The 23545-nt window shown below is 68.8% G+C and carries 25 protein-coding genes; 16 read left to right on the top strand and 9 right to left on the bottom strand.

Translation table 11 applies throughout. The features are described from left to right. The first annotated feature begins 40 nt into the window (after positions 1 to 40). The gene (pyrC, locus tag RX333_RS04340) at positions 41 to 1078 is read left to right on the top strand and encodes a dihydroorotase (protein WP_316013693.1); all 1038 of its coding nucleotides are present in this window, start codon (positions 41 to 43) and stop codon (positions 1076 to 1078) included. 22 nt (positions 1079 to 1100) lie between these two features. Then, positions 1101 to 1796 carry an orotate phosphoribosyltransferase gene (locus RX333_RS04335; RefSeq protein WP_316013692.1) on the top strand — a complete coding sequence of 232 codons (696 nt, stop codon included), beginning with the start codon at positions 1101 to 1103 and terminating at the stop codon, positions 1794 to 1796. 67 nt (positions 1797 to 1863) lie between these two features. Here RX333_RS04335 and RX333_RS04330 read toward each other — a convergent pair whose 3' ends face one another. Together RX333_RS04330 and pip are read right to left on the bottom strand one after the other, a co-directional pair. Then, positions 1864 to 2514: an OmpA family protein gene (locus RX333_RS04330; RefSeq protein WP_316013691.1), complete on the bottom strand. Its 651-nt coding sequence runs from the start codon at positions 2512 to 2514 to the stop codon at positions 1864 to 1866. A 136-nt stretch (positions 2515 to 2650) separates the two neighbouring features. Continuing rightward, complete coding sequence (gene pip, locus RX333_RS04325) at positions 2651 to 3640, bottom strand: prolyl aminopeptidase (RefSeq protein ID WP_316013690.1); 990 nt, start codon at positions 3638 to 3640, stop codon at positions 2651 to 2653. A gap of 53 nt (positions 3641 to 3693) precedes the next feature. Here pip and ubiG point away from each other — a divergent pair, with 53 nt between their 5' ends. Next, the gene (ubiG, locus tag RX333_RS04320) at positions 3694 to 4440 is read left to right on the top strand and encodes a bifunctional 2-polyprenyl-6-hydroxyphenol methylase/3-demethylubiquinol 3-O-methyltransferase UbiG (protein ID WP_316013689.1); all 747 of its coding nucleotides are present in this window, start codon (positions 3694 to 3696) and stop codon (positions 4438 to 4440) included. On the opposite strand, the gene RX333_RS04315 is transcribed toward ubiG, so the two are convergent. From RX333_RS04315 to RX333_RS04305, 3 genes are read right to left on the bottom strand one after another with little or no spacing between them, the layout of a single operon-like run. Continuing rightward, positions 4437 to 5216, bottom strand: coding sequence for an SseB family protein (locus tag RX333_RS04315; protein ID WP_316013688.1), 780 nt, complete (start codon positions 5214 to 5216; stop codon positions 4437 to 4439). The two genes, ubiG and RX333_RS04315, sit on opposite strands and share 4 nt — an antisense overlap. Beyond that, the gene (locus RX333_RS04310; protein ID WP_316013687.1) at positions 5209 to 5829 is read right to left on the bottom strand and encodes a uracil-DNA glycosylase family protein; all 621 of its coding nucleotides are present in this window, start codon (positions 5827 to 5829) and stop codon (positions 5209 to 5211) included. Before RX333_RS04310 ends, RX333_RS04315 begins: the two co-directional genes overlap by 8 nt. Next, positions 5826 to 6413, bottom strand: coding sequence for a uracil-DNA glycosylase family protein (locus tag RX333_RS04305; RefSeq protein WP_316013686.1), 588 nt, complete (start codon positions 6411 to 6413; stop codon positions 5826 to 5828). Before RX333_RS04305 ends, RX333_RS04310 begins: the two co-directional genes overlap by 4 nt. A 107-nt stretch (positions 6414 to 6520) precedes the next feature. Here RX333_RS04305 and RX333_RS04300 point away from each other — a divergent pair, with 107 nt between their 5' ends. Genes RX333_RS04300 through kdsA form a run of 4 tightly spaced genes read left to right on the top strand, consistent with a single transcriptional unit; the run spans position 6521 to position 10818 of the window. Next, a complete protein-coding gene (locus RX333_RS04300) occupies positions 6521 to 7774 on the top strand; it encodes a Na+/H+ antiporter NhaA (RefSeq protein WP_316013685.1) in 1254 nt (417 codons plus the stop codon). A 54-nt stretch (positions 7775 to 7828) separates the two neighbouring features. Further along, entirely contained in the window at positions 7829 to 8482 is a 654-nt protein-coding gene (locus RX333_RS04295; RefSeq protein ID WP_316013684.1) for an ABC transporter ATP-binding protein, read from the top strand. Next, entirely contained in the window at positions 8466 to 9983 is a 1518-nt protein-coding gene (locus RX333_RS04290) for a capsule biosynthesis protein (RefSeq protein ID WP_316013683.1), read from the top strand. The genes RX333_RS04295 and RX333_RS04290 overlap by 17 nt, the downstream gene beginning before the upstream one ends. A gap of 1 nt (position 9984) precedes the next feature. After that, complete coding sequence (kdsA, locus tag RX333_RS04285) at positions 9985 to 10818, top strand: 3-deoxy-8-phosphooctulonate synthase (protein WP_316013682.1); 834 nt, start codon at positions 9985 to 9987, stop codon at positions 10816 to 10818. A gap of 199 nt (positions 10819 to 11017) precedes the next feature. On the opposite strand, the gene RX333_RS04280 is transcribed toward kdsA, so the two are convergent. Both RX333_RS04280 and RX333_RS04275 read right to left on the bottom strand, forming a co-directional pair. Next, the gene (locus RX333_RS04280; protein ID WP_316013751.1) at positions 11018 to 12190 is read right to left on the bottom strand and encodes an NAD(P)/FAD-dependent oxidoreductase; all 1173 of its coding nucleotides are present in this window, start codon (positions 12188 to 12190) and stop codon (positions 11018 to 11020) included. After that, the gene (locus RX333_RS04275) at positions 12190 to 12999 is read right to left on the bottom strand and encodes a response regulator (protein WP_316013681.1); all 810 of its coding nucleotides are present in this window, start codon (positions 12997 to 12999) and stop codon (positions 12190 to 12192) included. The genes RX333_RS04280 and RX333_RS04275 overlap by 1 nt, the downstream gene beginning before the upstream one ends. A 254-nt stretch (positions 13000 to 13253) precedes the next feature. On the opposite strand from RX333_RS04275, the gene RX333_RS04270 reads away from it, so the two are divergent. Beyond that, positions 13254 to 15041 carry a sensor histidine kinase gene (locus RX333_RS04270; protein WP_316013680.1) on the top strand — a complete coding sequence of 596 codons (1788 nt, stop codon included), beginning with the start codon at positions 13254 to 13256 and terminating at the stop codon, positions 15039 to 15041. A gap of 7 nt (positions 15042 to 15048) precedes the next feature. Here RX333_RS04270 and RX333_RS04265 read toward each other — a convergent pair whose 3' ends face one another. Together RX333_RS04265 and RX333_RS04260 are read right to left on the bottom strand one after the other, a co-directional pair. Beyond that, complete coding sequence (locus RX333_RS04265; RefSeq protein WP_316013679.1) at positions 15049 to 15462, bottom strand: DUF2177 family protein; 414 nt, start codon at positions 15460 to 15462, stop codon at positions 15049 to 15051. A gap of 86 nt (positions 15463 to 15548) precedes the next feature. Then, complete coding sequence (locus RX333_RS04260; protein WP_316013678.1) at positions 15549 to 16586, bottom strand: hypothetical protein; 1038 nt, start codon at positions 16584 to 16586, stop codon at positions 15549 to 15551. A 126-nt stretch (positions 16587 to 16712) separates the two neighbouring features. Here RX333_RS04260 and RX333_RS04255 point away from each other — a divergent pair, with 126 nt between their 5' ends. The 8 genes from RX333_RS04255 to RX333_RS04220 all read left to right on the top strand — a co-directional run bounded on the left by RX333_RS04255 (position 16713) and on the right by RX333_RS04220 (position 23534). Next, positions 16713 to 16988, top strand: a complete 276-nt coding sequence (locus RX333_RS04255) for an STAS domain-containing protein (protein WP_316013677.1) — start codon at positions 16713 to 16715, stop codon at positions 16986 to 16988. Beyond that, entirely contained in the window at positions 16988 to 17347 is a 360-nt protein-coding gene (locus tag RX333_RS04250) for a response regulator (RefSeq protein WP_316013676.1), read from the top strand. Before RX333_RS04255 ends, RX333_RS04250 begins: the two co-directional genes overlap by 1 nt. A gap of 11 nt (positions 17348 to 17358) precedes the next feature. Beyond that, a complete protein-coding gene (locus tag RX333_RS04245) occupies positions 17359 to 19380 on the top strand; it encodes a chemotaxis protein CheA (RefSeq protein ID WP_316013675.1) in 2022 nt (673 codons plus the stop codon). Next, complete coding sequence (locus RX333_RS04240; RefSeq protein WP_316013674.1) at positions 19377 to 19865, top strand: chemotaxis protein CheW; 489 nt, start codon at positions 19377 to 19379, stop codon at positions 19863 to 19865. The genes RX333_RS04245 and RX333_RS04240 overlap by 4 nt, the downstream gene beginning before the upstream one ends. Positions 19866 to 19896: 31 nt before the next feature. Further along, positions 19897 to 20943, top strand: a complete 1047-nt coding sequence (cheB, locus tag RX333_RS04235; protein WP_316013673.1) for a chemotaxis-specific protein-glutamate methyltransferase CheB — start codon at positions 19897 to 19899, stop codon at positions 20941 to 20943. A 15-nt stretch (positions 20944 to 20958) separates the two neighbouring features. Beyond that, positions 20959 to 21339: a response regulator gene (locus tag RX333_RS04230; protein WP_316013672.1), complete on the top strand. Its 381-nt coding sequence runs from the start codon at positions 20959 to 20961 to the stop codon at positions 21337 to 21339. 84 nt (positions 21340 to 21423) lie between these two features. Further along, positions 21424 to 22758, top strand: a complete 1335-nt coding sequence (locus RX333_RS04225; protein ID WP_316013671.1) for an NAD(P)-dependent oxidoreductase — start codon at positions 21424 to 21426, stop codon at positions 22756 to 22758. Next, positions 22758 to 23534, top strand: coding sequence for a DNA-formamidopyrimidine glycosylase family protein (locus RX333_RS04220; RefSeq protein ID WP_316013670.1), 777 nt, complete (start codon positions 22758 to 22760; stop codon positions 23532 to 23534). The genes RX333_RS04225 and RX333_RS04220 overlap by 1 nt, the downstream gene beginning before the upstream one ends. Positions 23535 to 23545 lie beyond the last annotated feature (11 nt).

Here is a 23545-nt window from a genome sequence, read left to right as displayed (position 1 = left end):
GACGCGCTAGCACACGCCGGACCCTTGCCCGGAGAGCCCCATGCAGCAGATCACCCTGCGCCGCCCCGACGACTGGCACCTGCACCTGCGCGACGGGCCGATGCTGGAAGGGATCGTCGGCGAGAGTGCGCGCGACTTCGCCCGCGCCATCGTCATGCCCAACCTCGTGCCGCCGGTCGTGACGCGGGCCGACGCTCTGGCCTATCGCGACCGCATCCGCGCAGCGCTGGGCGATGACCCGTTCCGGCCCTGCATGACGCTCTACCTGACCGAGGCGACCGATCCCGACGACGTGGCCGCCGCCGCCGAGGATGGGCTGGTGACGGCGGTCAAGCTCTACCCCGCCGGGGCCACGACCAATTCCCAATCGGGCGTGCGCGATCTCGGCGAGGTGATGCCGGTGCTCGAGCGGATGGCCGCGATCGGCCTGCCGCTCTGCATCCACGGCGAGGTCACCACGCCCGAGGTCGACATCTTCGATCGCGAGGCGGTGTTCATCGAAACCGTGCTCGACCCGCTGCGCGCCCGCCTGCCCGAGCTGCGCATCACGCTGGAGCATGTGACGACGAAGGACGGCGTGGATTACGTCCGCGAAGCGGAGAAAAACCTCGCCTGTACGCTCACCACCCATCACCTCGTCATCGACCGCAACCACATGCTCGTCGGTGGCATCCGCCCGCATTACTACTGCCTGCCCATCGTCAAGCGGGCCGAGCACAAACGGGCCTTGCGCGCGGCGGCGGTGTCGGGGGACGCCCGCATCTTCCTCGGCACCGACAGCGCACCGCATGTCGACGCGGCCAAGGAGACGGGCTGCGGCTGCGCGGGCGTGTTCTCGGCCACCAATACCCTGCCGATCCTCGCGCAGGTCTTCGAGGAGGACGGCGCGCTCGACCGGCTGGAGGCGTTCACCTCGCTCAACGGCGCCGCCTGGTACGGCATGGACCCGAACGAGGCGACGATCACGCTGGAGCGGTCGGACGATCCCGTCACCTTCCCCGCGCGGATCGAGACCGGCGCCGGCCCGGTCACGGTCTTCGACCCGCAAATGGAAATTCACTGGCGCGTCGCGCGCTGACCGACACTCGGAAAGGACGACCATGTTCGCCAACACCTATCCCTCGGACGCGGAGATGGCGCGCCTGACCGCACGGATGCTTCTCGAAATCGGCGCGGTGCATTTCCGCGCGGACGAGCCCTACATCTTCACCTCCGGCATCGCAGCACCGGTCTATATCGACTGCCGCAAGCTCATTTCCTTCCCCCGCATCCGCGCGGCGCTGATGGACTTCGCCTGCGCCAAGCTGACCCGCGACGTCGGGTTCGAGGCGTTCGACGCGGTGGCGGGCGGCGAGACGGCGGGCATCCCCTTCTCCGCCTGGATTGCCGAGCGGCTGGCCCTGCCGATGCAATATGTCCGCAAGAAACCCAAGGGCTTCGGCCGCGATGCGCAGATCGAGGGCCTGATCGAGGAAGGCCAGCGCGTCCTGCTGGTCGAGGACCTGACCACCGATGGCGGCTCGAAGGTGAAGTTCGCCGAGGCCATCCGCACCGCGGGTGCCAGCTGCGATCACACGATGGTCGTCTTCTACTACGACATCTTCAAGGACGCGCCCGAGAAGCTGCGCGAGCACGGGCTCGAGCTGCACTGGCTCGCGACCTGGTGGGATGTGCTGGCCGAGGCGCGGGCGCAGGGCCATTTCGATGCCGCGACGCTGGACGAGGTCGAGGCGTTCCTGAACGCGCCGCTCGACTGGTCGGCGGCGCATGGCGGCAAGGCCGAAACCTCGGTCTGACACGCCGCCGAAATGCAAGAAGGCCCGCCAACCGGCGGGCCTTCTCCTTTGTCGACCTGAGCGGCGATCAGCCGTTCGGCGTGATGACCATTTCCACGCGGCGGTTCTGCGCGCGGCCAGCGGCCGTGTCGTTGGACGCGATCGGCTGGGTCTCGCCCGCGCCGGACACGATCAGGCGGTTGGAGGACACGCCGTTGGCGACCAGCACGTTGGCGACGGCGGAGGCGCGACGCTCGGACAGGTTCTGGTTGTAGTTCGCGTCACCCGTGGAATCGGTGTGACCCGTGATACGCACCGAGGAGTTCGGGTAGGTGCGCAGGTTGTTGGCCAGGACCGAGAGCTGGTTCTGGAAGCCCGGCGCGACGGTCGCGCTGTCGGTGGCGAAGGTGATCGACTCGGGCAGGGTCACGACCAGCTGGTTGCCGGTGTTCTGGATCTGCACGCCCGAGCCTGCGAGGTCGCGGCGCAGTTCCGCTTCCTGACGGTCGAGGGCGATGCCGATGCCGCCGCCTGCGGCAGCACCCAGCGCCGCGCCGACCAGCGTACCTTGCGTGTCACCGCCGACGGCCTGACCGGCCGCTGCACCCAGGGCCGCGCCGGCGAGTGCGCCGGTGTTGCGGTTGGCGTTCGGGCCCGTAGTCAGTGCACCTTCTGCGCATGCGGACAGGCTGAAGCCGGCGATCAGAAGTGCACCGGCGGATTTGAGAGCAAAGGTCATGTATAGTTCCCCATAGTTAAGGCGTAGTCGGCCCATTAACGCGACTCGGTGTCGCTGCGTTCCGAAGAAACTGTAGCGCACCGTGCGAATGTCCACATTCGCCGCATGGTTGCACGTCACGAGTGTTCACTCGCCTTCACAGGGATGTGTGGGACATGGCCTTGAGCTCTTCCATCACCGCGACGAGCTCCGAGGTGATGCCGGGTTCGGACAGGGCGTGGCCCGCCGTCGTGACCATGCGCAGATCCGAATCCGCCCAGGCCCGGTGCAGGTTCCACGCGCTCATCGGCGGGCAGACCATGTCGTAGCGGCCCTGCACGATATAGCCCGGTATCCCCTTCAGCCGCGGCACGTCGCGCAGGATCTGCCCTTCCTCGATCCAGCCCAGATTGGTGAAGTAGTGATTCTCGATCCGGCTGAAGGCGCGGGCATATTCCCCGGCCCCGCCCGAGGATCGCCCGTGGCTCTCCAGCACGGCGAGGTTCGATTCCCACGCGGCCCAGGCGCGGGCATAGCGCACCTGCTCGGCCCGGTCGGCACCGAACAGGCGTCGGCGATAGGCCGCGATCATGTCGTCGCGCTCGGCCTGGGGGATCAGGGCGCAGAACCGCTCCCACTCCTCGGGCCAGAACCGTCCCGCGCCACCATTGTAGAACCAGTCGAGCTCGCCTTGCGTCATCAGGAACACGCCGCGCAGGATCAGCCCGCGCACCCGCATCGGATGCGCCTGCGCATAGAGCAGCGCCAGCGTCGCCCCCCAGGAGCCGCCGAAGACGTACCAGCTCTCGATGCCCAGATGCTCGCGGATCCGCTCGATATCGGCGATCAGGTGGTGGGTCGTGTTGTCGTCCACGCTCGCATGCGGGGCGGACCGTCCGCAGCCCCGCTGGTCGAACAGCACCGCGCGATAATGGTCGGGGTCGAAGAAGCGCCGCATCGCCGGGCTGCACCCGCCCCCCGGTCCCCCGTGCAGTACGACGACCGGCACGCCGTCGTCGCGGCCCGACTGCTCGACATAGAGCCGATGCCCGTCGCCCACCTCCAGCACAAGCTGGGCGGAGGGTTCCCGCGGGGGGTAGAGACTGCGCCGATAGGGCGCGCTGTTCCGGCTTCCGTGTTCGCGCATGATCGCACTATGTCCTATCGGAACGGCGAAGAAAATCCATCGAAAGGCTCGATATGTCCGTATCTTCCAGCGTCAACGACGGCGAGATCGCCAAGTTCCAGGCGATGGCCGACGAGTGGTGGGACGAGGAGGGCAAGTTCAAGCCGCTCCACATGCTCAACCCGACGCGGCTCGACTACATCACGCGGCAGATCGCGGGCGAGTTCGGGCGCGACCTGACCGCCGACCGACCCTTCGAGGGGCTGCGGCTGCTCGACATCGGCTGCGGCGGCGGCCTGCTGGCGGAGCCGATGGCCCGGCTGGGGGCGGACGTGGTCGGCGCCGACGCGGCGGAGCGCAACATCCCGGTGGCGAAGCTGCATGCCGAGCAATCCGGCCTCGACATCGACTACCGCCACACCACGGCGGAAGCCATCGCCGAGGGCGGCGAGCGCTTCGACGTCGTGCTGAACATGGAGGTGGTCGAGCATGTCGAGGATCCCGCGAGCTTCCTCAAGACCTGCGCGGATCTGCTGAAACCCGGCGGGCTGATGGTCTGCTCCACGCTCAACCGCAATCCCAAGAGCTTTCTCTTCGCCATCATCGGGGCGGAGCACGTCATGCGCTGGCTGCCCAAGGGGACGCACGAGCATTCCAAGTTCATCACGCCCGACGAGCTTTACGAGCTGATCCGCATGGCCGGGCTCGAGCCGGTGGACCGCACCGGGTTCAAGTTCGACTTCCTGCGCTGGGACTGGGGCCTCGATCCCCGCGATCTCAGCGTCAACTACGTGACGGCGAGCGTGAAGCCCTCCGCCTAGCGCAGGCGCGGCGGCTTGTCGGGGTCGGAGCCGGGGGCGATCACCTCCCGCACCGGCTCGGCGGGCTGCGGGATCTCGAACCCCATCGCGCGGGTGCGCAGGGTCTCGACGATCTGCGTGCCGCCCGCCACGAAGGTGATGTCGAGCGCACCCGCCTCCAGACCCGACAGCCGCACCGCCTCCGCCATCGCCTCGGCGATCTGGGGTTGGGCCTGCGGCAGCGCGTCGACGAGGGCCAGCATATGCCCCTCGCTGCCGTCGCGATAGCGCACGCCGGCCAGCCACGCCTCGCGCGCCAGCCCTTCCAGGACCGGCAGCTTGGCGGCCAGCGCCTCCAGCAGCACCTGCGGCACGCCGCGCGGCGCCCGGACCTCCCGCACCGCCGCCTCGCGCACCTGCGTCAGGTCTGCCAACTGCTCCACCGCCCAGTCGAGCGCCTCCACCGGCAGGATCGTCTCGGACGGATGGCCCCCGAGATTGAGCGCCAGCCCGATCCGCTCCGCCGCCAGCAGGCCGACCAGCCGCCGCCCCGACAGCGCGGCGAACGGGGCGGCCCCTTCCATGAACTCCGCCATCCGCCGGTCCCGGTCGAAGGCGAGCGCGATGCGCCCCTCGCCGGTCTCCAGCACCACGGGGCGGATCGCGGTCTCGCCCGCCTCCTCCTCCAACGGCACGTAGAGCTCCGCCTCCAGCAGGCGGCTCCAGAAGCGGGGGCGCAGGCTCTCGTCCGCCTCGGCGGCGAGATGGGCGTGGTCGAGCGGGGTCAGGTCATCCATGCGGGCCGGTTTGCCCGTCCGCGCGGGCCAAGGCAAGCGACACCGCGTCGCGCAGGGCGGGCACGACCTCCGTATCGAACCAGGGATTGCGCTTCAGCCAGCCGGTATTGCGCCAGCTCGGATGGGGCAGGGGAAAGGTCTCCGGCCCGAACTCCCGCCATCGCGCCACAGTGTCGGTCAGCCGCCCGCGCGTGCCCAGATGCCAGGCCTGCGCATGCGCGCCGATCAACACCCGCACCCGGATCTGCGGCATTTGGCCCAGCGCGCGCTCCCGCCAGGTCGCGGCGCAGACCTTCGGGGGCGGCAGGTCCGACCCGCGCGCATCGTATCCGGGAAAACAGAACGCCATCGGCAGGATCGCGAAGCGGTCCCGATCGTAGAAGGCCGCGCGGTCCACGCCCAGCCAGTCGCGCAGCCGGTCGCCGGAGCGGTCGTCGAAGGGCTTGCCCGACAGGTGCACCCGCATCCCCGGCGCCTGCCCGACGATCAGCACCGGCGCGCGATCCGACAGCCACGGCACCGGGCGTGGCCGGTGCTGCGTCGCGGTCGCCGCGAAGCGCTCGGCACAGATGCGGCAGGCGCGCACCTCCTCCTCGAAGGCGGCGACGCTCATGCCAGCGCGTCCCGCACCCGCGCGCGCAGGTCGGGCAGTACCTCGGCCTCGAACCACGGGTTGCGCTTCAGCCAGGGCGTGTTGCGCCAGCTCGGGTGAGGCAGGGGCACGCACTTCCCGAAACCCTGCCAGTCGCGCACGGCTTCGGTCATCCGTGTCGTGCCGAGCATCCGCCGCTGCGCCAGCCCGCCGATCACCAGCACCAGCCGCAATTCCGGCAACACCGACATGACCCGGTCGTGCCAAGTCCGCCGACAGATCGCGGGCGGCGGCAGGTCGCCCCCCGCCGCGTCATGCCCCGGAAAGCAGAAGCCCATCGGCACGATGGCCAGCGTGCCGGGCGCGAAGAACGTCTCCTCGTCCAGCCCCATCCAGTCGCGCAGCCGCACCCCCGACGGATCGCGGAACGGGATCCCCGAGGCATGCGCCCGCGCCCCCGGCGCCTGGCTGGCGATGCCGATCCGGGCGCGCGGGTGCAGATGCACGATGGGCCGCGGCACATGCCCGCTCGCCGTCGCGGCGAAGCGCCCCTCGCACAGGCGGCAGGCGAGAAGCTCCGCGCGGGTTTTCGCAAAATTCTCCATGTTCCGCGCAGCTAGTCCGGCATGCGCGGGACGCCACGCCCATTGCGAGCGGCCCCCCGCCTTGCTAGGAACCGGCCTCAGCACCGTCACCCGAACGAGGATCGCCGATGTACCGCGTCTGGAACTTTCTGAGCGCCTATTCCCTGCTGCTGGTTTTCGGAGCCCTGCTGGCGCTCGCCTGGGCCAATATCGACTATGACAGCTACCATCATTTCGTGGAGTACCCGATCTGGGACTACGCGCCGATCGGTCACTACCATGACGGTCACCGGACGCTGACGCTGCACTACCTCATCAACGACGTGCTGATGGCGCTGTTCTTCGCCATCGCGGGCAAGGAGGTGTGGGAGGCCGTCGCCCTCAAGGACGGAAGCTTGCGCGGCAAGAAGGCGCTGACCCCGCTGATCGCCACCTCGGGCGGTATCCTCGGGCCGGTCGCGGTCTATTTCGGCATCGCGCTGCTGATGGGCGGGACGACCTTCGCCGACACGTCGAACGGCTGGGCCATCCCGATCGCGACCGACATCGCCTTCGCATACCTGATCGGGCGGCTGATCTTCGGCAACGGACACCCGGCGGTGGGCTTCCTGCTGCTGCTGGCCATCGCCGACGATGCGATCGGTCTGATCATCCTCGCGATCTTCTATCCCTCGGGGGAGCTGGCGCCCGAATGGCTGCTCCTGTCGCTGGCGGCAGCGGTGATCGTGTTCTTCGTCTTCAACTCGCTGCCGCGCCGGATGGACCGGGGCGACCAGTCGCGCACCCGCTCGACCTGGATGCGCACGAAGCTCGGCGTCTGGCCCTACGTGATCGCTGGCTGCATCAGCTGGTACGGCTTCATGCGGGCGGGCATCCACCCCGCGCTGGGCCTCCTGCCGATCATCCCCGCGATCCCGCATGCCGACCGCGCCTTCGGCATCTTCGCCGATGCGGAGCGGCATCTGACCGACCTCCTGAACACGCTGGAGCATGCGCTGAAAAGCCCGGTGGAGGTCATCCTCTTCTTCTTCGGCCTCGCCAATGCGGGCGTTCTGTTCAACGCCGTGGGTGATGCCACCTGGCTGGTGCTCGCGGGCCTGCTGGTGGGCAAGCCCATCGGCATCTGGTTCATGGGCTGGCTGGCCGCCGGACCGATGCGCCTGGGCCTGCCGCAGGGGATGAAGACCGCGGACCTGTTCGTGCTGGGCTGCGTCGCGGCGATCGGCTTTACCGTGTCGCTCTTCATCGCCTCGGTGGCGTTCGAGCCGGGCTTCGTGCAGGATTCGGCGAAGATGGGGGCGCTTTTGTCCTTCTCCGCCGCGATCATGGCCTTCGTCGCGGCCAAGGTGTTCAAGACCGAAAAGATGGAAGGCGGGAATTAACCCCGCCTTCACCCTGTACAGGCCACACCGGGTCCGAGGGAGAGCATCCGCCAGGTGATCGAGTTCCGGAACGTCAGCAAGTCCTACTGGACCGGGGTGCGCCGCAAGGTGATCCTCGACCGCGCGACGTTCCGGGTCGAGCTGGGCCAGTCGGTCGGCATCCTCGCGCCCAACGGCACCGGCAAGACCACGCTCATCAACATGATGGCCGGCCTGACCAAGCCCGACGAGGGATTTATTCTGCGCGAGAGCCGCATCTCGTTCCCGATGGGCTTCATGGGTGTGGTCGACAACAAGCTCTCGGCGGCGGAGAACGCCCGCTTCGCCGGGCATTTCTACGGCGTCGATCCCGATTACGTCGAGGCGTTCTGCCGCTGGATGTGCGATCTGGAGGAATATTTCGAACAGCCGGTGCGCACCTATTCCTCCGGCATGAAGGGGCGGCTCAGCCTCGCGCTGCTGCTCAGCCTCGATTTCGACATCTACCTCGTGGACGAGGGGATGCCGACGATGGCCGATGCCGATTTCGTGCGCAAGGCCGGCGAGGTGTTCCGCGAGCGGCTGAAACATGCGACGCTCGTCATGGTCTCGCACATGCCCGCGCAGCTGGAGGCCTACGCCCAGCGGGCCGCGATCCTGAAGCATGGCCGCCTGACCTTCTACGACAGCCTGGAAGAGGCGAAGCAGTACTATGACTACACAAGGTGACGGCGACGCGGGCCTCGACCCGCAGCAGAAGGAGGAAGCCGAGCGCAAGGCGCGTCAGGCCCGCCGCCGTGCCAAGCGCCTGATGGCCGAGGCCCAGAACTGGGAGGAGCACTCCGCCAGCGACGGCCGCCTGCCACCGCCCGAGGGCGGTCCGGGCAAGCGGCAGGACGTGATGAAGGTCGCGGCAGAGCAGGACAAGACCGCCGCGCAGACACCGGACGATACCGACGGCGCCGCACCCGCCGCCCCTGCGAACCTGCCCGCCCCGCGCCGCGAGCAGAGCGTCGCGAAGGTGGAGCCGGGCGACACCGGCAAGGGCGGCACGACCACCAGCACGATCGACCCGCGCGAGGCGGAGATCCGCGAGATCCAGCGCGAGCTGGTCCAGCGCCGCCGTCGGCGGTTCGTGCTGCTCTGGCTGCGCCTCGCCTTCTTCGTGATGCTGCCGACCTTCCTCGTCGGCAACTACTACTACCGCCATGCCACGCCGTTCTACGCGACCGAGGCGAACATGCTGCTGGAGGCGTCGAGCGCGTCGCTCAACGCACCCTCCGCGGCGGGCGCGACGGCGGCGGCCAACGTGATCCGGGCCAGCATCGCGGTGCAGGACTTCCTCGTCTCGCGCGAAGCGCTGCGCATCCTCGATCAGGAGCTCGGGGTGATCGCGCATTACGCCGATCCCGCCATCGACCCGATCCAGCGCCTGCCCGCGGACGCGTCCGAGAACGAGGTCTACGCCTTCTACAAGGACCGCGTGCTCGTCGGCTTCGACATTACCGAGGGCGTGCTGCGGCTGGAGGTCATCGCCGCCACGCCCGACATGGCCTACGCGATGGCCAACCGCCTGATCGAGCTGGCCGAGGAGCGGGTCGTCACCATGTCCGACCGCAACCAGCAGAACGCGGTCGCCAGCGCCCGCGCCGCGCTGACCGATGCGGAAGTGCAGCTCGACACCGCCTACGAGCGGGTATTGGGGCTGCAGGAACAGCTCGGCATCTTCTCCGCCGATATCGAGGTGGGGCTGGTGCAGGGCCAGATCAGCTCGCTCACCTCCGCGTTGGAGGAGCGCCGCCTCAGCCTCGCCGCGCTTCAGGACAACGCCCGCCCCAATCAGGCGCAGGTGCGCGTCCTCAATGCTGAGATCGCCCGGCTGGAGGAGGCGATCGCCGAACAGCGCAGCCTCATCGTCAACGAGCAGAGCAGCGCCGATCGCGAGAGCCTCGCCCGCGTCAGCGCCGACCTCGCCCGCGCCGAACAGCAACTCGCCACGCGCGAACTGATGGTCGGGGCCGCCATCGAGGGGCTGGAGATCGCGCGACGGGAGGCGGCTCAGCAGTCGCTCTTCTTCGCCCGCGCGGTGAACCCCGTCCTGCCCGTGGTGCCGAGCTACCCGCGTGCCTTCGAATACACGGCACTCGCCTTCGTCATCTTCTTCGCCACCTACATGATGGTGAGCCTGACGATATCCATCCTGCGAGAGCAGATGTCCTATGGAGACTGACATGAAGACCGTCGCGATCCGCGATCTGACCATCGGCAACGACCAGCCGCTCACCTTCCTCGCCGGGCCGTGCCAGCTTGAAAGCCGCGACCACGCCTTCATGATCGCCGAGACGATGGCGAAGGCCTGCGCGGATGCGGGCGCTCAATTCGTCTTCAAGGGCTCCTTCGACAAGGCCAACCGCACCTCGCTCACGGGCAAGCGCGGACTTGGCATCGAGGAGGGGCTGCGCATCCACGAGGAGGTGCGAGAACGTTTCGGCTGCCCCGTCGTCACGGACATCCATACCGAGGAGCAGGCGGCGACCGTCGGCGCCGTGGTCGACATGGTGCAGATCCCCGCCTTCCTGTGCCGCCAGACCGATCTCTTGCTGGCCGCGGGCCACTCGGGCGCGGCGGTCAACGTCAAGAAGGGCCAGTTCCTCAGCCCCGCCGAGATGACCAACGTGGCCGACAAGATCGCCAGCACCGGCAATGAGAAGATCCTGCTGTGCGAGCGGGGCACCACCTTCGGCTACAACAACCTCGTCGCGGACATGCGCAGCCTGCCGATCATGGCGCGCACCGGCTACCCCGTGGTGATGGATGCGACCCACGCGGTCGCGCAGCCCGGCGGTCTGGGCGGCGCGTCGGGCGGCCAGCGCGAATTTGCGCCCGTGCTGGCCCGCGCGGCGGTCGCGCTGGGCGTGGCGGCGGTGTTCATGGAAACGCATCAGGACCCCGACAACGCCCCCTCCGACGGCCCCAACATGGTCCGCCTCGACGAGATGCCGGATCTCGTGGCGAGCCTCATGCGCTTCGATGCGCTCGCCAAGGAAACCCCGCTGCGGGTCTGACGGCACGACCCCCTTGCAGGCAAGGCGTTGCCGCATGGCCGCGATCTGCGCGCGTCGGGCAGGGCGGCCCGTTTCCCGTCCGTCTACGTGTCCGAAAGGCTGCGCCCGGACGCGCGTCGATCCGGAGGGGTGCAAGACTGAACCTGCCTATTCCCCGCCTCGGTCCGAAACGACCGAACGCGCTGCCCGGTGCTTGGCCTCAAAGCACCTGCGCCGCCGCCCAGCCGCTCGACCAGGCCCATTGGAAGTTGTAGCCGCCCAGCCAGCCGGTCACGTCGACGACCTCGCCGATAAAATGCAGCCCCGGCACGTCGCGCGCGGCCATCGTGCGACTGTCGAGCGCGGCGGTATCCACCCCGCCCAGCGTGACCTCCGCCGTGCGGTAGCCCTCGCTGCCCGCGGGCACCAGACGCCAGTCCGACAGCCTGTCGGCCAGAACGCGGAGCTCCCGGTCGGGCAGGTCGGCAAGGCGGCGTCCGTCCTCACCCGCCAGCATCTGCGCCAGCCGCTTCGGCAGCACCTCCGCCAGCATCGTGTGCACGGCCCGTCCGCCCGCGCGGCTGCGCAACTCGCGCAGCACCTCGAACGCGTCGGTCTCGGGCATCAGGTCCACCGCGATCGCGTCGCCTTCCCGCCAATAGGAGGAGACCTGCAGGATCGACGGCCCGCTCAGGCCGCGATGGGTGAACAGCATCCCTTCCCGGAACGCGGTCCCGTTGCAGCCGATCCGCGCATCCGTCGCGAGGCCCGCCAGCGCCGCAAACCCCGCCCTGTCCGCATCGCCGAAGGTCAGCGGCACCAGCGCCGGGCGCGTGTCCGTCACGGCCAGCCCGAACTGCCGCGCGATGTCGTAGCCGAGACCCGTCGCCCCCATCTTCGGGATCGACTTGCCCCCTGTGGCCACCACGACCGATCCGGCGGTGAAGCGGCCCTGCGCCGTCGCTACCCGCCAGCCCTCGCCGATCCGCTCCACGCCCTCGATCCCGCAGGACAGCCGCAGCGCGCCCCCGGCCTCGGCGAGGCCGTTGACCAGCATCGCCACGATCTCCTTGGCCGACCCGTCGCAGAACAGCTGCCCCAGCGTCTTCTCGTGCCAGCCGATGCCATGCCGGTCGACCAGTTCGATGAAATCATGCTGGGTGTAGCGGCGCAGCGCCGACTTCACGAAATGCGGATTGGCGCTCAGGAAATTCGCGGGAGCCGCGTGCAGGTTGGTGAAGTTGCACCGCCCGCCGCCCGAGATGCGGATCTTCTCGCCCGGTGCCTTCGCATGGTCGAGCACCAGAACGCGGCGGCCCCGCTCCGCGGCCATCCAGCCGCAGAACAGGCCCGCCGCACCGGCGCCCAGGATGATCGCGTCGTAGTCGTGGATCAGGAAGCGGCCTGCCGCTTGGAGAAGAACAGCGCCTGGCTGACCGTGGCGCGCACCTGCTCCTCGGTGAAGGGCTTGGTGATCAGGAAGGCGGGCTCCGCCCCCTGGCCGGTCAGCAACCGCTCGGGATAGGCGGTGATGAAGATGATCGGCTGGTTGGCCTCCTTGGCCAGGATGTCCGCCGCCGCGTCCGCGCCGCTCGACCCGTCGGCGAGGTGGACGTCCATCAGCACCAGGTCGGGTTCATGCGCCGCGTACATCTCGTTGGCCTCGCCATGCGTGCGCGCGTTGCCGACGGAGTCGTGTCCGAGCGAGCCGACGATCGCGTCGAGATCCATCGCGATCAGCGGCTCGTCCTCGACGATCATCACGCGCGCGGACAGGCCGCTCTCGATCTCCTCGGCGCCGATGCGGACCAGTTCGCCCGCCTCCTTCTCCGACAGGTCCATGATCTGCGCGACTTCCGAGACGGAGAACTGCTCCATCACCTTCAGCAACAGCGCCTCGCGCGCTCGCGGCGTCAGCTTCGACAGGCGGGCGGCGGCGATCCGTTCATCCTCGCTGAGATCCTCGGCTTCGCCCGCGGGGCGTCCTTCCTGCGTGATCCAGATCGAATGGAAGACCCGGAAGAGGCGGACATTGGCAGGGTTGTCACCGTTCATCAAAGACATGTCGGTGATGATCGCTTCCAACGTGCTGGCCGCGTAGGCATCCCCACGGGTCTGCGATCCCGTCAGGGCGCGTGCGTAGCGCCGCAGGAACGGAAGCTGGGTTTCGATCTCTTCGACAATCTTGCCGATATCATCCATAAGCGTGAAGTCCTTAGCAAAGGCGTCTTGCCGGTGGGTCGCGACCCGCCGAACCGCATACCTAATCGGGTTTTCGCGATTGACCATGCATCGCGTGGCGGAATGCGGGAAAAAACGCCCGATCAAGCCCTTTCGATCCAAGGATATATGGAACGGACCCGGCTTGCCCCGCGTTCAAGACATTGACGAAAGCCGTTCCGGGTACAGGTTCGCCTCCGTCGACGGTAATCGGGCAAAGGGCGAAAAAGGGCGGGATGCAAAAACGACGTTCCAACTTTTTCAACAAGCTCTCCCTGACCTGGCAGATCGTGCTCTTGCTGACGATTGCGCTGCTGCCGATCGGGGGGCTTGCGATCTACGAGACGATCCGCTCGAACGAACAGGCGGAATCGCTGGCCTCCTCGGCGCTGCTCGGGTTCGCCCAGCAGGCGGCGGAGCTGGAGCGGTTGGAAATCGCGGAGGGCTTCGGCGCGGCCAAGGCTCTCGGCCGAAATTCGGTCGTCTCGCGGGGCAGCGCGCAGGAGTGCGGGCGCGAGATGGCACGCTTCATCGCCGCGTCCGACCGCTATGTCTTCGCATCCTATACCGACGAGAACGGCATCATGGCCTGCTCCTCGGTCGCGGGGGCGGTGCGTGATTTCTCCGAAAGCGAGAATTTCCAGGATTTCGCGGCCGACCCGCGACGGACGGTGCGGGTGGTGGAATCGGGGAACGTGACCAATCGCGCGGTCCTGATCCTGTCCTCCCCTGTCTTCGTCGACGGCGCGTGGCGCGGCTTCGTCTCGCTCTCGATCCCGCGCGAGGTCATCCAGTTCCTCGACCAGGGCGCGTTCGGCGGCCCCGGCATCAACGTCTCCCTGATCGACGACGAGGGGAACATCCTCGCGCGCCCCAGCTCGCAGCCCGATGCGCTCGCCGACGATGCCGACTGGCTGCCGCCCGACGACTGGTCGGCCGAGGTGGAGGCGGTGCAGAGCCCCTACGTGTTCGAGGAGCGCGACCGCGCCGGCAACCGCCGGACCTATGCCTACGTCCCCATCGTGGAAGGCCAGATCGCAGGCCTCTTCGCCCGGTCCGAGGTCCGTCCCTCCGCCGTGGCGCTGCTGCCGATCCTGCAGGCGATCCTGCTGCCGATCCTCATCTGGATCATCTGCATCGGGCTTGCCTACATCTCGATGCAACGCCTCGTCGTGTCGGGCATCATGGACATCCGCCGGTCTGTCATCGCCTTCCGCCGCGGCGACCGCCAGCGCGCGATGGAGCCGATCCGCGGCGCGAGCGGCGAGCTGGAGGTGCTGGGCGACAGCTTCGTCGAGATGGCCCGCACCGTGGACGCCAGCGAGCGCGAGCTCAGCGGGCTGGTCGAGGAAAAGACCGTCCTGCTGCTCGAGGTCTATCACCGGGTAAAGAACAACCTGCAGCTGATGATCTCGATCATGAACATCCAGATCCGCAACACCGATGACGAGAGCGAGCGCACCATCATCCGCAACCTGCGCGAGAGGGTCATGGGCCTCGCGCTGGTGCACCAGCGTCTCTACGAGACGCCCAACCTCACCTCCGTCCCGGCGGACAAGCTGGTGCGCGAGATCGTCTCGAACCTGACCGACACGCTGACCACCAGCGGCACCGCGACCATCCTTAGCGAGCTCGACGCGATCAACCTGCATCCCGACCAGGCGGTGCCGTTCTCGCTTCTCGTGACCGAGGCGATGATGAACGCGCTGAAATATTCCGATACGGACGAGAATGACGGCCGCATCGACATCTCCATGAGCATCGATCCGGAGGAGACGGTGCGGCTCGACATCTCCAACTCCATCGCGCCGGACGAGCCGGGTGCACGTTCCTCGGGGCGCAACGGCATGGGCCAGCCGCTGATGCGTGCCTTCGTCATGCAGCTCGGCGGTCAGATGACCACCGCGCAGGAGGGGGACACCTATCGCGTCGAGGTTACCTTCAAGCGCGCCCGCATGGACGAGCGGGACAACACCCGCATCGGCATGCCGGGCCGCGACAAGAAGGAGCGGCTGGCCTCCTGACCTCCCGTCAGAGGATCCAGCGCGCCACGACCAGTCCACCCACGGCGGAGATGCCGGTCAGGAACCCGCCCCAGGCCGTGTCCATGGACACCATCGTCCAGTCCCAGTTCTTCATGACGGACATCGATGTGAACTCGTAGGTGCCATAGGCCATCAGCCCCAGCACGACCCCCCGTCCGAACACGGTCCACAGCGACGTGTCCGCACCGATCCCGGCCGAGCAGAAGAACAGGATCCCCATTACGTAGAAGGCGTAGAACCCGCCCGCGACGGCGATCTTGGGCTGGTCGCGCATCATGTCGCCGATGCGCGCCTCGAAGATGTCGAGCACCACCAGCCGCAGCCAGACGAAGTCGATGCCGAGGAAGATGATCAGCGTCGCGAGGTAGAGGACGATCAGGTCGGTCGGTTGCAGGCTCATGTCGGATCCCCGTTTGTGATGATCTGTCGAATTGGCGCGCCGGGTCACGCGGTAAAGCGCGAGCGGCGTTTCGCCTCAGACCCGGCTTATGTCAGGATGGCGTGCTCGACGAACCGGTAGAGCCCGAACGCGGCGATGACGAGCGATCCGGGCACGACGATCCCCCGCCGGTACCAGTCCCGGTCGCGCAGCGCCGCCGCGAGCAGGCCGAGCAGCGCCAGTGCCACCCCCACCTGCAGGACAAGCGCGCCGAGCGTGAGCGTGAGCGGCGCGGCATCGCCCGCCAGCCACAGCCCGGCCAGCACCCCGAACAGCGCCACGACCGGCCAGCGCCACCAATGGACCCGGCGCAGGATCAGGTTCTCGAGGCCGATATAGGCGATCGACAGTCCCATCAGCGCGGGAACGACGGCGCCGGTCGCGGACGGCCCGAACCGCGCCGCCAGCAATTGCAGCGAGACCAGCAGCGCCAGCTGGCCGAGCACGGGCCGCAGCCGCGGGTCCAGCAGGACCAGCCCGACGACGAAGGCGAGCTGCGCCGCGCTCGCCGACAGCGCCTGCCGGATCGTCTGCAGCAGGCCGCCTGCCGACCCGCCGACCGGCATCGCGAATTCCCCCGAGACGGCGCCCGTCAGAAGGTACTCCGAATGCACCTCCGCGCCGGCCGCATCGTCGACGTTCAGGATCACCGGCCCGCTCTCGTTCAGCCAGGCGAGCTGCGCGCCGGGCTGCGCGTCGGTCGCCACGCGGTAGGTCAGGATCGAACTGCGCGCGAATTCCGTGTCGCCCACCTCGGGCACCTCGACCGCGACGCGCTCGGCGGTGAGATCCGCGCCCCCGGCCTGCAGGCGGAACGCGTCGAGGCCCTGCCGTTCCAGCTCGTCCGCCAGCGCATCGGGGGGCAGCAGGCGGTAGCGGTCGTAGATGGCGGCTTCGGGGGCCGCATCGGTGTCGTCATGTCCGTCGCCGATCCCGGCGAGGGCCGCTTCGAGGTTCAGCTCCAGCGTGATTTCCACCCCGCCCTCGGCCGGGGCGATCCGCAGGAAGGCCGGCATGATCTCGTGCGCCGACGCGACGGTCGCGCAACTGGCGAGAGCGAGGCAGAGCAGGATGGAGCGCAGCATTGGATGTCCCTCGGCGGATGCGCGTGCAGCCTACAGCCGACGGGCGGTCTGGCAAGCGCACAAATCCGCGGGCGGTAAGGAAACGGTAAGGGTCAGCGGCGATGAAGGACCGGGAGAGGAGAGCCGATGGCCGACGATTCGACTTCGCTGGAACTGCCGCCACGGGCCGATCTCGCCGCGGCCGAAGCGCTGCGCGACGCCGTGCTCTCGGCCGATCCCGACCGGCCGGTCGAACTCGATGCGGGCCATGTCATGCAGATGTCCGCGCCAGCCGCCTTCGTCATCCTCTCCGCCGCACGGCGCGCGGGCGGCTTCGTCCTGCTGCGTCCGACCGAGTGCGTGACGCAGGCCTTTTCCACCCTGGGTCTCTTCGCCCAGATGATGAAGATGGAGATGCGCTGATGAAGAAGGTGCTCGCCATCGACGACACGCGCAGCATGCTCGCCTCGCTGGTCGACTGCCTCGAGGATGCGGGCCATTCCGTGACCTCGGCGGGCGACGGCCTCGAGGGGCTGGCGCGCCTGCGCGAGGACCCGCCCGACATCGTCATCACCGATCTCAACATGCCGCGCATGAACGGCCTGAAATTCATCGAGGCCGCGCGCCAGACGGTCGAGGGTCGCACGATCCCCATCCTCCTGCTGACCACCGAAACCGCGCAGGAGCTCAAGGTCGAGGCGCGGCGCCTGCGCGCGACAGGCTGGCTCAGCAAGCCGTTCGATGCCGACCAGATCATCGGCCTCGTCGACCAGTTGGCCTGAAGGAGGACGAGGTGGAGGAAGACTATGCCCAGCTGTTCCTGACCGAATGCGACGAGCTGCTGTCGGAGTTGCAGGACGTCCTGTCCGGCCTCGACCCGCAGGCACCGGACGCGGAGGAGATCGATCGCGCCTTCCGCGCCGTCCATTCGGTCAAGGGCGGGGCGGCGGCCTTCGACCAGCCGCAGCTCGCCGCCTTCACCCATCATTTCGAGGAGGTGATGGACGGTCTGCGCGGCACGCGCATCGCCCTCGACGACACCGTGCTCGACCTTCTGGTGCGAGGCTCCGACATGATGGCCGCGCTGATCGAGGCGGCCCGCGGCGGGCCGGCTGTGCCCGACGCGCGGATCGAGCAGGTCATGCAGGGCTTCGCCGGGCTGTGCCCGCCTGAGGCCGATGCCCGATCGCCGCTGGCCGAGGCCACCCCCCCATCGGACGAACCGGTCGATCCGATCGAACCGGACGCCCCGCCCGGCCCCGACCCGGACGGCAACACCACCGTCACCTTCCGGCCGGAACCGGACTTCCTTCTGTCGGGCCACGATCCGCTGAGGATGTTGCACGCGGCTGCGCGCATCGGCCTGATCCATGCGGAGCCGGGCGGAGAGATCCCCGATCTCGACGCGCTCGACCCGACACACTGCCCGCTGACATGGCAGCTCACCTTCCGCGACACGCCATGCGACGTGCTGCGCGACTTCTTCTCGATCTACGACCTGACGGCGCGGGTCGAAGGCCTGCCCGACCGGGACGCGCAGATCGCGCCACCCGCGACCGACCGCCATGTCGCCGAGGTGCCCCGCATGCGCGGCGCGGGCCAGTCCCTGCGCGTGGCGCTGTCGCGCATCGACCGGCTGGTCAACCTGGTGGGGGAGATCGTGATCACCCAGGCCGCCGTCGCGCAGCGGATCGAGACGGCGGGCACCGGTGCCGCGGGCGGGCTGACCCCCGTGATCGAGGCGCTGTCGCGCCAGGTGCGCGAGATGCAGGACAGCGTCATGGCGATCCGCGCGCAGCCGATCAAGTCGGTCTTCAGCCGCATGCCGCGCATCGTGCGTGACCTGTGCGAAACGCTGGAGCGGGAGGTCCGCATCGAGGTCAGCGGCGAGGAGACCGAGGTCGACACCTCGGTGATCGAGCAACTGGTCGAGCCGCTCACCCACATGATCCGCAACTCGATGGATCACGGGATCGAGGCGCCCGAGGACAGGATCGCGGCGGGCAAACCGCGCCACGGCCTGTTGCGGCTGACTGCGCGGCATCGGGGCGAGCGGGTGGTCATCACGCTGGAGGATGACGGGCGCGGCCTCGATCGCGAGGCGATCCTGGCATCCGCCATCCGCAAGGGGCTCGTCGATGACGGGCACGACCTCATGCCCGAGGAGATCGACAACCTGATCTTCCTGCCCGGCTTCTCGACCAGCGAGAGCGTCTCGAACATATCCGGCCGCGGCGTGGGGATGGACGTCGTCCGACGCAAGATCCAGGGCTTGGGCGGACGCTGCGTGCTCAGCTCGCAGCCGGGGCAGGGCACCCGCATCCAGATCAACCTGCCGCTGACGCTCGCGGTGCTCGAAGGGATGATCGTGCAGATCGGGCAGGAGCGCTACGTGCTGCCGCTCGCCTCCGTGACCCAGGCGCTCGAGATCCGGCCCGAGCAGCTCGAACGCCTGCCCGGAGGCAACCGCGTCGTCCGGCACAAGGAGGGCTGGCTGCCGGTCTGGCACCTGCCCGAGCTTTTCGGACAGGCGGCGGAGGACGGCCCGCCCCGCACCCGTCTCGCCCTCGTCGTCGATACCGAGACGGAGGGCCACATCGCGCTGGTGGTGGACGGCCTGCTGGGCCAGCGGCAGGTCGTCCTCAAATCGCTCGAACAGCATCCGGGCAATACCTGCGGGCTCGCCGGGGCCACGATCATGGGCGACGGGCGGGTCGCGCTGGTCCTCGACCTCACCGCCTTGATGGAGCGGCGGATGCGCGGCGAGCGGCTCGCGCGCAGGCCCGACAAGCAGCCGGAGATGGAGCTCACATGACCCGAGACAGACCGACAGCCGATCCCGCCGATGCGACGGATTCGGGCGAACGGGGCCGACAGTTCCTCAGCTTCTGCATCGACGGGCGGACCTACGGCGTCGACGTCGCGGATGTGCGCGAGATCCGGCAATGGGCGCCCGTCACGCCGTTGCCGGAACGACAGCTGGACACGCTGGGGGTCCTCAACCTGCGCGGCACGATCGTCAGCGTGCTCGACCTGCGCGTCCGCTTCGACGCGCCCAGCCCCGAGCCGACGCCGACGAACGTCGTCATCATCGTCGAGGCCGCGGGCCGGACCACCGGCCTGCTGGTCGACACGGTCTGCGACATCCTCGACGTACAGGAGGACGAGCTCAGCGCGGTTCCCGCGGCCGCGGGACTGGATCGGGGCACTCAATGCCTGCGGCACATCGTGGCGCGCGACGACGGCATGGTCGGGATCCTGGACGTCGCGGCGCTGACCGGTGATCCGGTCGAGGCATAGGGCCGGAATGGAACGAGGGGACGGGGTAAGGATGACACGGGGAATTCATGTTCTGATCGTAGACGACAGCAGGCTGATGCGGCGGATGATCGGCGACATGCTCAGCGCGCGCGAGGAGATCCGGCAGATCTCCTTCGCCGCCGATGTCGAGGCGGCGGAGAGGTTCCTCGCCGACCGCAGGCCGGATGTCGTGACGCTCGACCTCGAGATGCCGCAGACCAGCGGCATGACCTTCCTCGAACGGTTGATGCGCGACTGCCCGCTTCCGGTCGTCATGGTTTCGGCCCTCACGCCCCGTGGCGGGGATGCCAGCATCGCGGCGCTCGAATGCGGCGCGGTGGACGTCGTGCCCAAGCCGACGGGCCTCGACGCGATGGACGGGTTCCGCCACAGCCTGCAAGAGGCGGTGGTCTCGGCGGCCGGGGCGCATGCCGACCAGGCCCTGCGGACCGGTGGCGCCGTGACGACCGCGGCCCCGGATCTCGGCCGGGTCGAGCGGCCCCGCCTCATCGGTCTTGCCGCCTCGACCGGCGGGGTCGGGGCGCTGTCGCTCCTGCTGCCGAGCCTGCCTCCGGATGCGCCGCCGGTGCTGATCACCCAGCACATGCCCGGACCCTTCATCGAGCGGCTGGTCGCCCGTCTGCACCTCAAGTTCGACCGCGACATCGCCGTCGCGCGCGAGGGCGAGCGGCTTCGCGACGGCGTCATCCGCTTCGCGCCCGGCCATCGCGACCTGATCCCGGTCGAGGGCGCGGATGGTGTCTCGGTACGTCTCGAAGCGGGCAGGACCGCGACGTCCCCTTGCGCCGACCGCATGTTCAAGGCGATGTCGCGGCTCGGCGGCGCGCGCATGGGGGCCGTGCTGACCGGCATGGGCCGCGATGGCGCGCTCGGGGCCCTGGCGCTCAGGCGATCGGGCGGGCACGTGCTGGCGCAGGACGAGGCGACGAGCGTGGTCTTCGGCATGCCGCGCGCCGCCGCGGAACTCGGCGGCATCGACGAGGTGCTGCCGATCGAGGGCATCGCCGCGCATCTGTCCACGATTTGTAAACCTCTCTCGCGCAGGGTCGCGCTGTGAACCAAGGAGAGTAGGATGCCGTCCGCCCGAACCCTCACCGTGCTGGTCGTCGACGACCAGCAGAGCATGCGCGGCCTCGCGCGGCAGTGCCTCGCCCGTCTCGGCGTCCAGACGGTGTCGCTCGCCGCGACGGGGGAGGCGGCGCTCGACATGATGGCGGAGCGCAAGTTCGACCTCGTGATCTCCGACCTCAACATGCCCGGTCTCAGCGGGGTGCAACTCGCGCAGAAGATCAAGGCACACCCGGTCTACGCGAAGACGCCGGTCTTCCTCGCCACCTCGGACGCATATCGCGACGAGGCGGAGGATGCGACCGTGGACCATTTCGTGGCCAAGCCGTTTTCCGTCGCCGACATGCGCGGCGCGATCGAGGAGCATCTGGGCGCCCTGACCTGAGACGCATCCGCGTTTTTACCGTTTGATAAAAAAACGGACCTGTGCCACGCTTTCCCCAACGGAGCACGGGAAAGGGAGGCGCGCTTGTCCAATACCACGCGAACCGAGGGTATCGTCGCCGGGCGTCTGGCCGGCGAACAGTACGAGGTCAATTTCGGCGATCTCTACGCGCCGCTCGACGCGCACGAGGCACAGGTGGCCGCGGATCGCTGCTATTTCTGCCACGACGCGCCCTGCATCACCGCCTGCCCGACCTCCATCGACATCCCGCTCTTCATCCGCCAGATCGCGACCGACATGCCCGCGGCGGCGGCGAAGACCATCTTCGAGCAGAACATCCTCGGCGGCATGTGCGCCCGCGTCTGCCCGACCGAACAGCTCTGCGAGGAGGCCTGCGTGCGCGAGGCCGCCGAGGGCAAGCCGGTCGAGATCGGCCGCCTGCAACGCTTCGCCACCGACACGCTGATGATGCGCGAGGAGCATCCGTTCGAACGTGCCGCCCCCACGGGCCGCAAGGTCGCCGTGGTCGGCGCGGGCCCCGCGGGCCTCGCCGCCGCGCACCGGCTCGCCACGCACGGGCACGAGGTCACGCTCTACGAGGCGCGGCCCAAGCCCGGCGGTCTCAACGAATACGGCATCGCCGCCTACAAGACGCCCGAGGATTTCGCCCAGGCCGAGGTCGCCTGGCTCATGCGCATCGGCGGCATCACGCTGCAGCACGACACCATGCTGGGCCGCGACATCGACCTCGACACGCTTGCGGGCGAGTTCGACGCCGTGTTCCTCGGCATGGGGCTGGGCGGCGTCAACGCGCTGGGGCTGGAGAATGACGGCAAGGAGGGCGTGCAGGACGCCGTCCGCTTCATCGACTGGCTGCGCCAGACGCCCGATAAATCCGAACTGCCCATCGGCCGCCGCGTCGTGGTGATCGGTGGCGGCATGACGGCGGTGGACGCCGCGGTGCAATCCCGCCTGCTCGGCGCCGAGGACGTCACCATCGTCTATCGCCGCGGCCAGGATCGGATGAGCGCCAGCCGCAAGGAGCAGGACCACGCCACAAGCGAGGGCGTCCGCCTGATCTGCAACGCGCAGCCTGTCGCCATCCACGGCAACGGGTCGGTCGCGGAGGTCGAGTTCGAATACACCGCCGACGGCGACACCGGCCTCGCCGGCACCGGAGAGACCTTCCGCCTCAAGGCCGACCAGGTTTTCACCGCCATCGGCCAGACGCTGGGCGAGGTGCCGCTGGAACTCGACGGCCGCAAGATCGCGGTCACCGGCGCGGGCCGCACCAGCCGCGCGGGCGTGTGGGCCGGCGGCGACTGCGCCGCGGGCGGCGACGACCTGACCGTCACGGCGGTGGCCGAGGGCCGCGACGCGGCGGAGGACATCCACGCCATGCTGTCGGGCGCCGACTGATGCCCGAACTGCCCGAGGCGCAGTCCAATCTCGGCCGCGTCCGTGAGGGCGCGCTGAACCGGACCGTCCGGGCGATCACGCTGGGCGAGACCTCCCATGTCGATCTGCCTTCCGAGGCGGAGCGCGACCGGCTGGTCGGGCACCGGTTCACCGAGACCCGCCGCCATGGCAAGACGCTCTTCGTCGGCTCCGCCTCCGGCCCGTGGCTCGCGATCCATCTCGGCATGACCGGCTCGCTGCGGGTCTACGATGAAGGCGACGCGCCGGATTACGCCCGCCTGACGGTCGAATTCGAAGGCGACCGCCGCCTCGCCTTCCGTTGCCCGCGCAAGCTCGGCTCGGTCGAGCTGGTCGAGGATCCCGAGACCTACGTGGCCGAGCAGGGCTACGGCCCCGACGCGCTCGACATCGACGAAGACAGTTTCGCCGACACCATCGGCACCAGCGACGGCGCGCTGAAATCCGCGCTGATGGACCAGAAGAAGCTCGCCGGGCTCGGAAATCTCTGGTCGGACGAGACGCTGTTCCAGTCGGGCCACGACCCGGAGGCCGCGGGCAGCGACCTCACCGACGGGCAGCTGTCGGACCTGCACGCCACCATGCGCGCGGTGCTGCAGGGCGTGCTCGACACCGGCGCGAACTACGAGGATCTGCCGGGCACCTGGCTGATCCACCGCCGAGAGGACGGCGCGCAATGCCCGCGCTGTCCCGGCACCATCCGCAAACGGCAGGTCGGCGGACGCTCCGCCCATGCCTGCGACCAGCATCAGGGCTGATGCCCCATCCT

Source organism: Roseobacter sp. HKCCA0434, assembly GCF_032464675.1.
In the GTDB taxonomy this organism is placed as follows: Bacteria; Pseudomonadota; Alphaproteobacteria; order Rhodobacterales; family Rhodobacteraceae; genus Pontivivens.
The sequence above is the reverse complement of the archived record's forward strand: the minus strand, read 5'-3'. Positions and strand labels throughout refer to the sequence as shown.

Excerpts from the sequence above, each read along its gene's own strand:
- pyrC (WP_316013693.1), top strand. The coding sequence starts at position 41 with ATGCAGCAGATCACCCTGCGCCGCCCCGACGACTGGCACCTGCACCTG.
- RX333_RS04335 (WP_316013692.1), top strand. The coding sequence starts at position 1,101 with ATGTTCGCCAACACCTATCCCTCGGACGCGGAGATGGCGCGCCTGACC.
- RX333_RS04330 (WP_316013691.1), bottom strand. The coding sequence starts at position 2,514 with ATGACCTTTGCTCTCAAATCCGCCGGTGCACTTCTGATCGCCGGCTTC.
- pip (WP_316013690.1), bottom strand. The coding sequence starts at position 3,640 with ATGCGCGAACACGGAAGCCGGAACAGCGCGCCCTATCGGCGCAGTCTC.
- ubiG (WP_316013689.1), top strand. The coding sequence starts at position 3,694 with ATGTCCGTATCTTCCAGCGTCAACGACGGCGAGATCGCCAAGTTCCAG.
- RX333_RS04315 (WP_316013688.1), bottom strand. The coding sequence starts at position 5,216 with ATGGATGACCTGACCCCGCTCGACCACGCCCATCTCGCCGCCGAGGCG.
- RX333_RS04310 (WP_316013687.1), bottom strand. The coding sequence starts at position 5,829 with ATGAGCGTCGCCGCCTTCGAGGAGGAGGTGCGCGCCTGCCGCATCTGT.
- RX333_RS04305 (WP_316013686.1), bottom strand. The coding sequence starts at position 6,413 with ATGGAGAATTTTGCGAAAACCCGCGCGGAGCTTCTCGCCTGCCGCCTG.
- RX333_RS04300 (WP_316013685.1), top strand. The coding sequence starts at position 6,521 with ATGTACCGCGTCTGGAACTTTCTGAGCGCCTATTCCCTGCTGCTGGTT.
- RX333_RS04290 (WP_316013683.1), top strand. The coding sequence starts at position 8,466 with ATGACTACACAAGGTGACGGCGACGCGGGCCTCGACCCGCAGCAGAAG.
- kdsA (WP_316013682.1), top strand. The coding sequence starts at position 9,985 with ATGAAGACCGTCGCGATCCGCGATCTGACCATCGGCAACGACCAGCCG.
- RX333_RS04275 (WP_316013681.1), bottom strand. The coding sequence starts at position 12,999 with ATGGATGATATCGGCAAGATTGTCGAAGAGATCGAAACCCAGCTTCCG.
- RX333_RS04270 (WP_316013680.1), top strand. The coding sequence starts at position 13,254 with ATGCAAAAACGACGTTCCAACTTTTTCAACAAGCTCTCCCTGACCTGG.
- RX333_RS04265 (WP_316013679.1), bottom strand. The coding sequence starts at position 15,462 with ATGAGCCTGCAACCGACCGACCTGATCGTCCTCTACCTCGCGACGCTG.
- RX333_RS04260 (WP_316013678.1), bottom strand. The coding sequence starts at position 16,586 with ATGCTGCGCTCCATCCTGCTCTGCCTCGCTCTCGCCAGTTGCGCGACC.
- RX333_RS04255 (WP_316013677.1), top strand. The coding sequence starts at position 16,713 with ATGGCCGACGATTCGACTTCGCTGGAACTGCCGCCACGGGCCGATCTC.
- RX333_RS04250 (WP_316013676.1), top strand. The coding sequence starts at position 16,988 with ATGAAGAAGGTGCTCGCCATCGACGACACGCGCAGCATGCTCGCCTCG.
- RX333_RS04240 (WP_316013674.1), top strand. The coding sequence starts at position 19,377 with ATGACCCGAGACAGACCGACAGCCGATCCCGCCGATGCGACGGATTCG.
- cheB (WP_316013673.1), top strand. The coding sequence starts at position 19,897 with ATGACACGGGGAATTCATGTTCTGATCGTAGACGACAGCAGGCTGATG.
- RX333_RS04230 (WP_316013672.1), top strand. The coding sequence starts at position 20,959 with ATGCCGTCCGCCCGAACCCTCACCGTGCTGGTCGTCGACGACCAGCAG.
- RX333_RS04220 (WP_316013670.1), top strand. The coding sequence starts at position 22,758 with ATGCCCGAACTGCCCGAGGCGCAGTCCAATCTCGGCCGCGTCCGTGAG.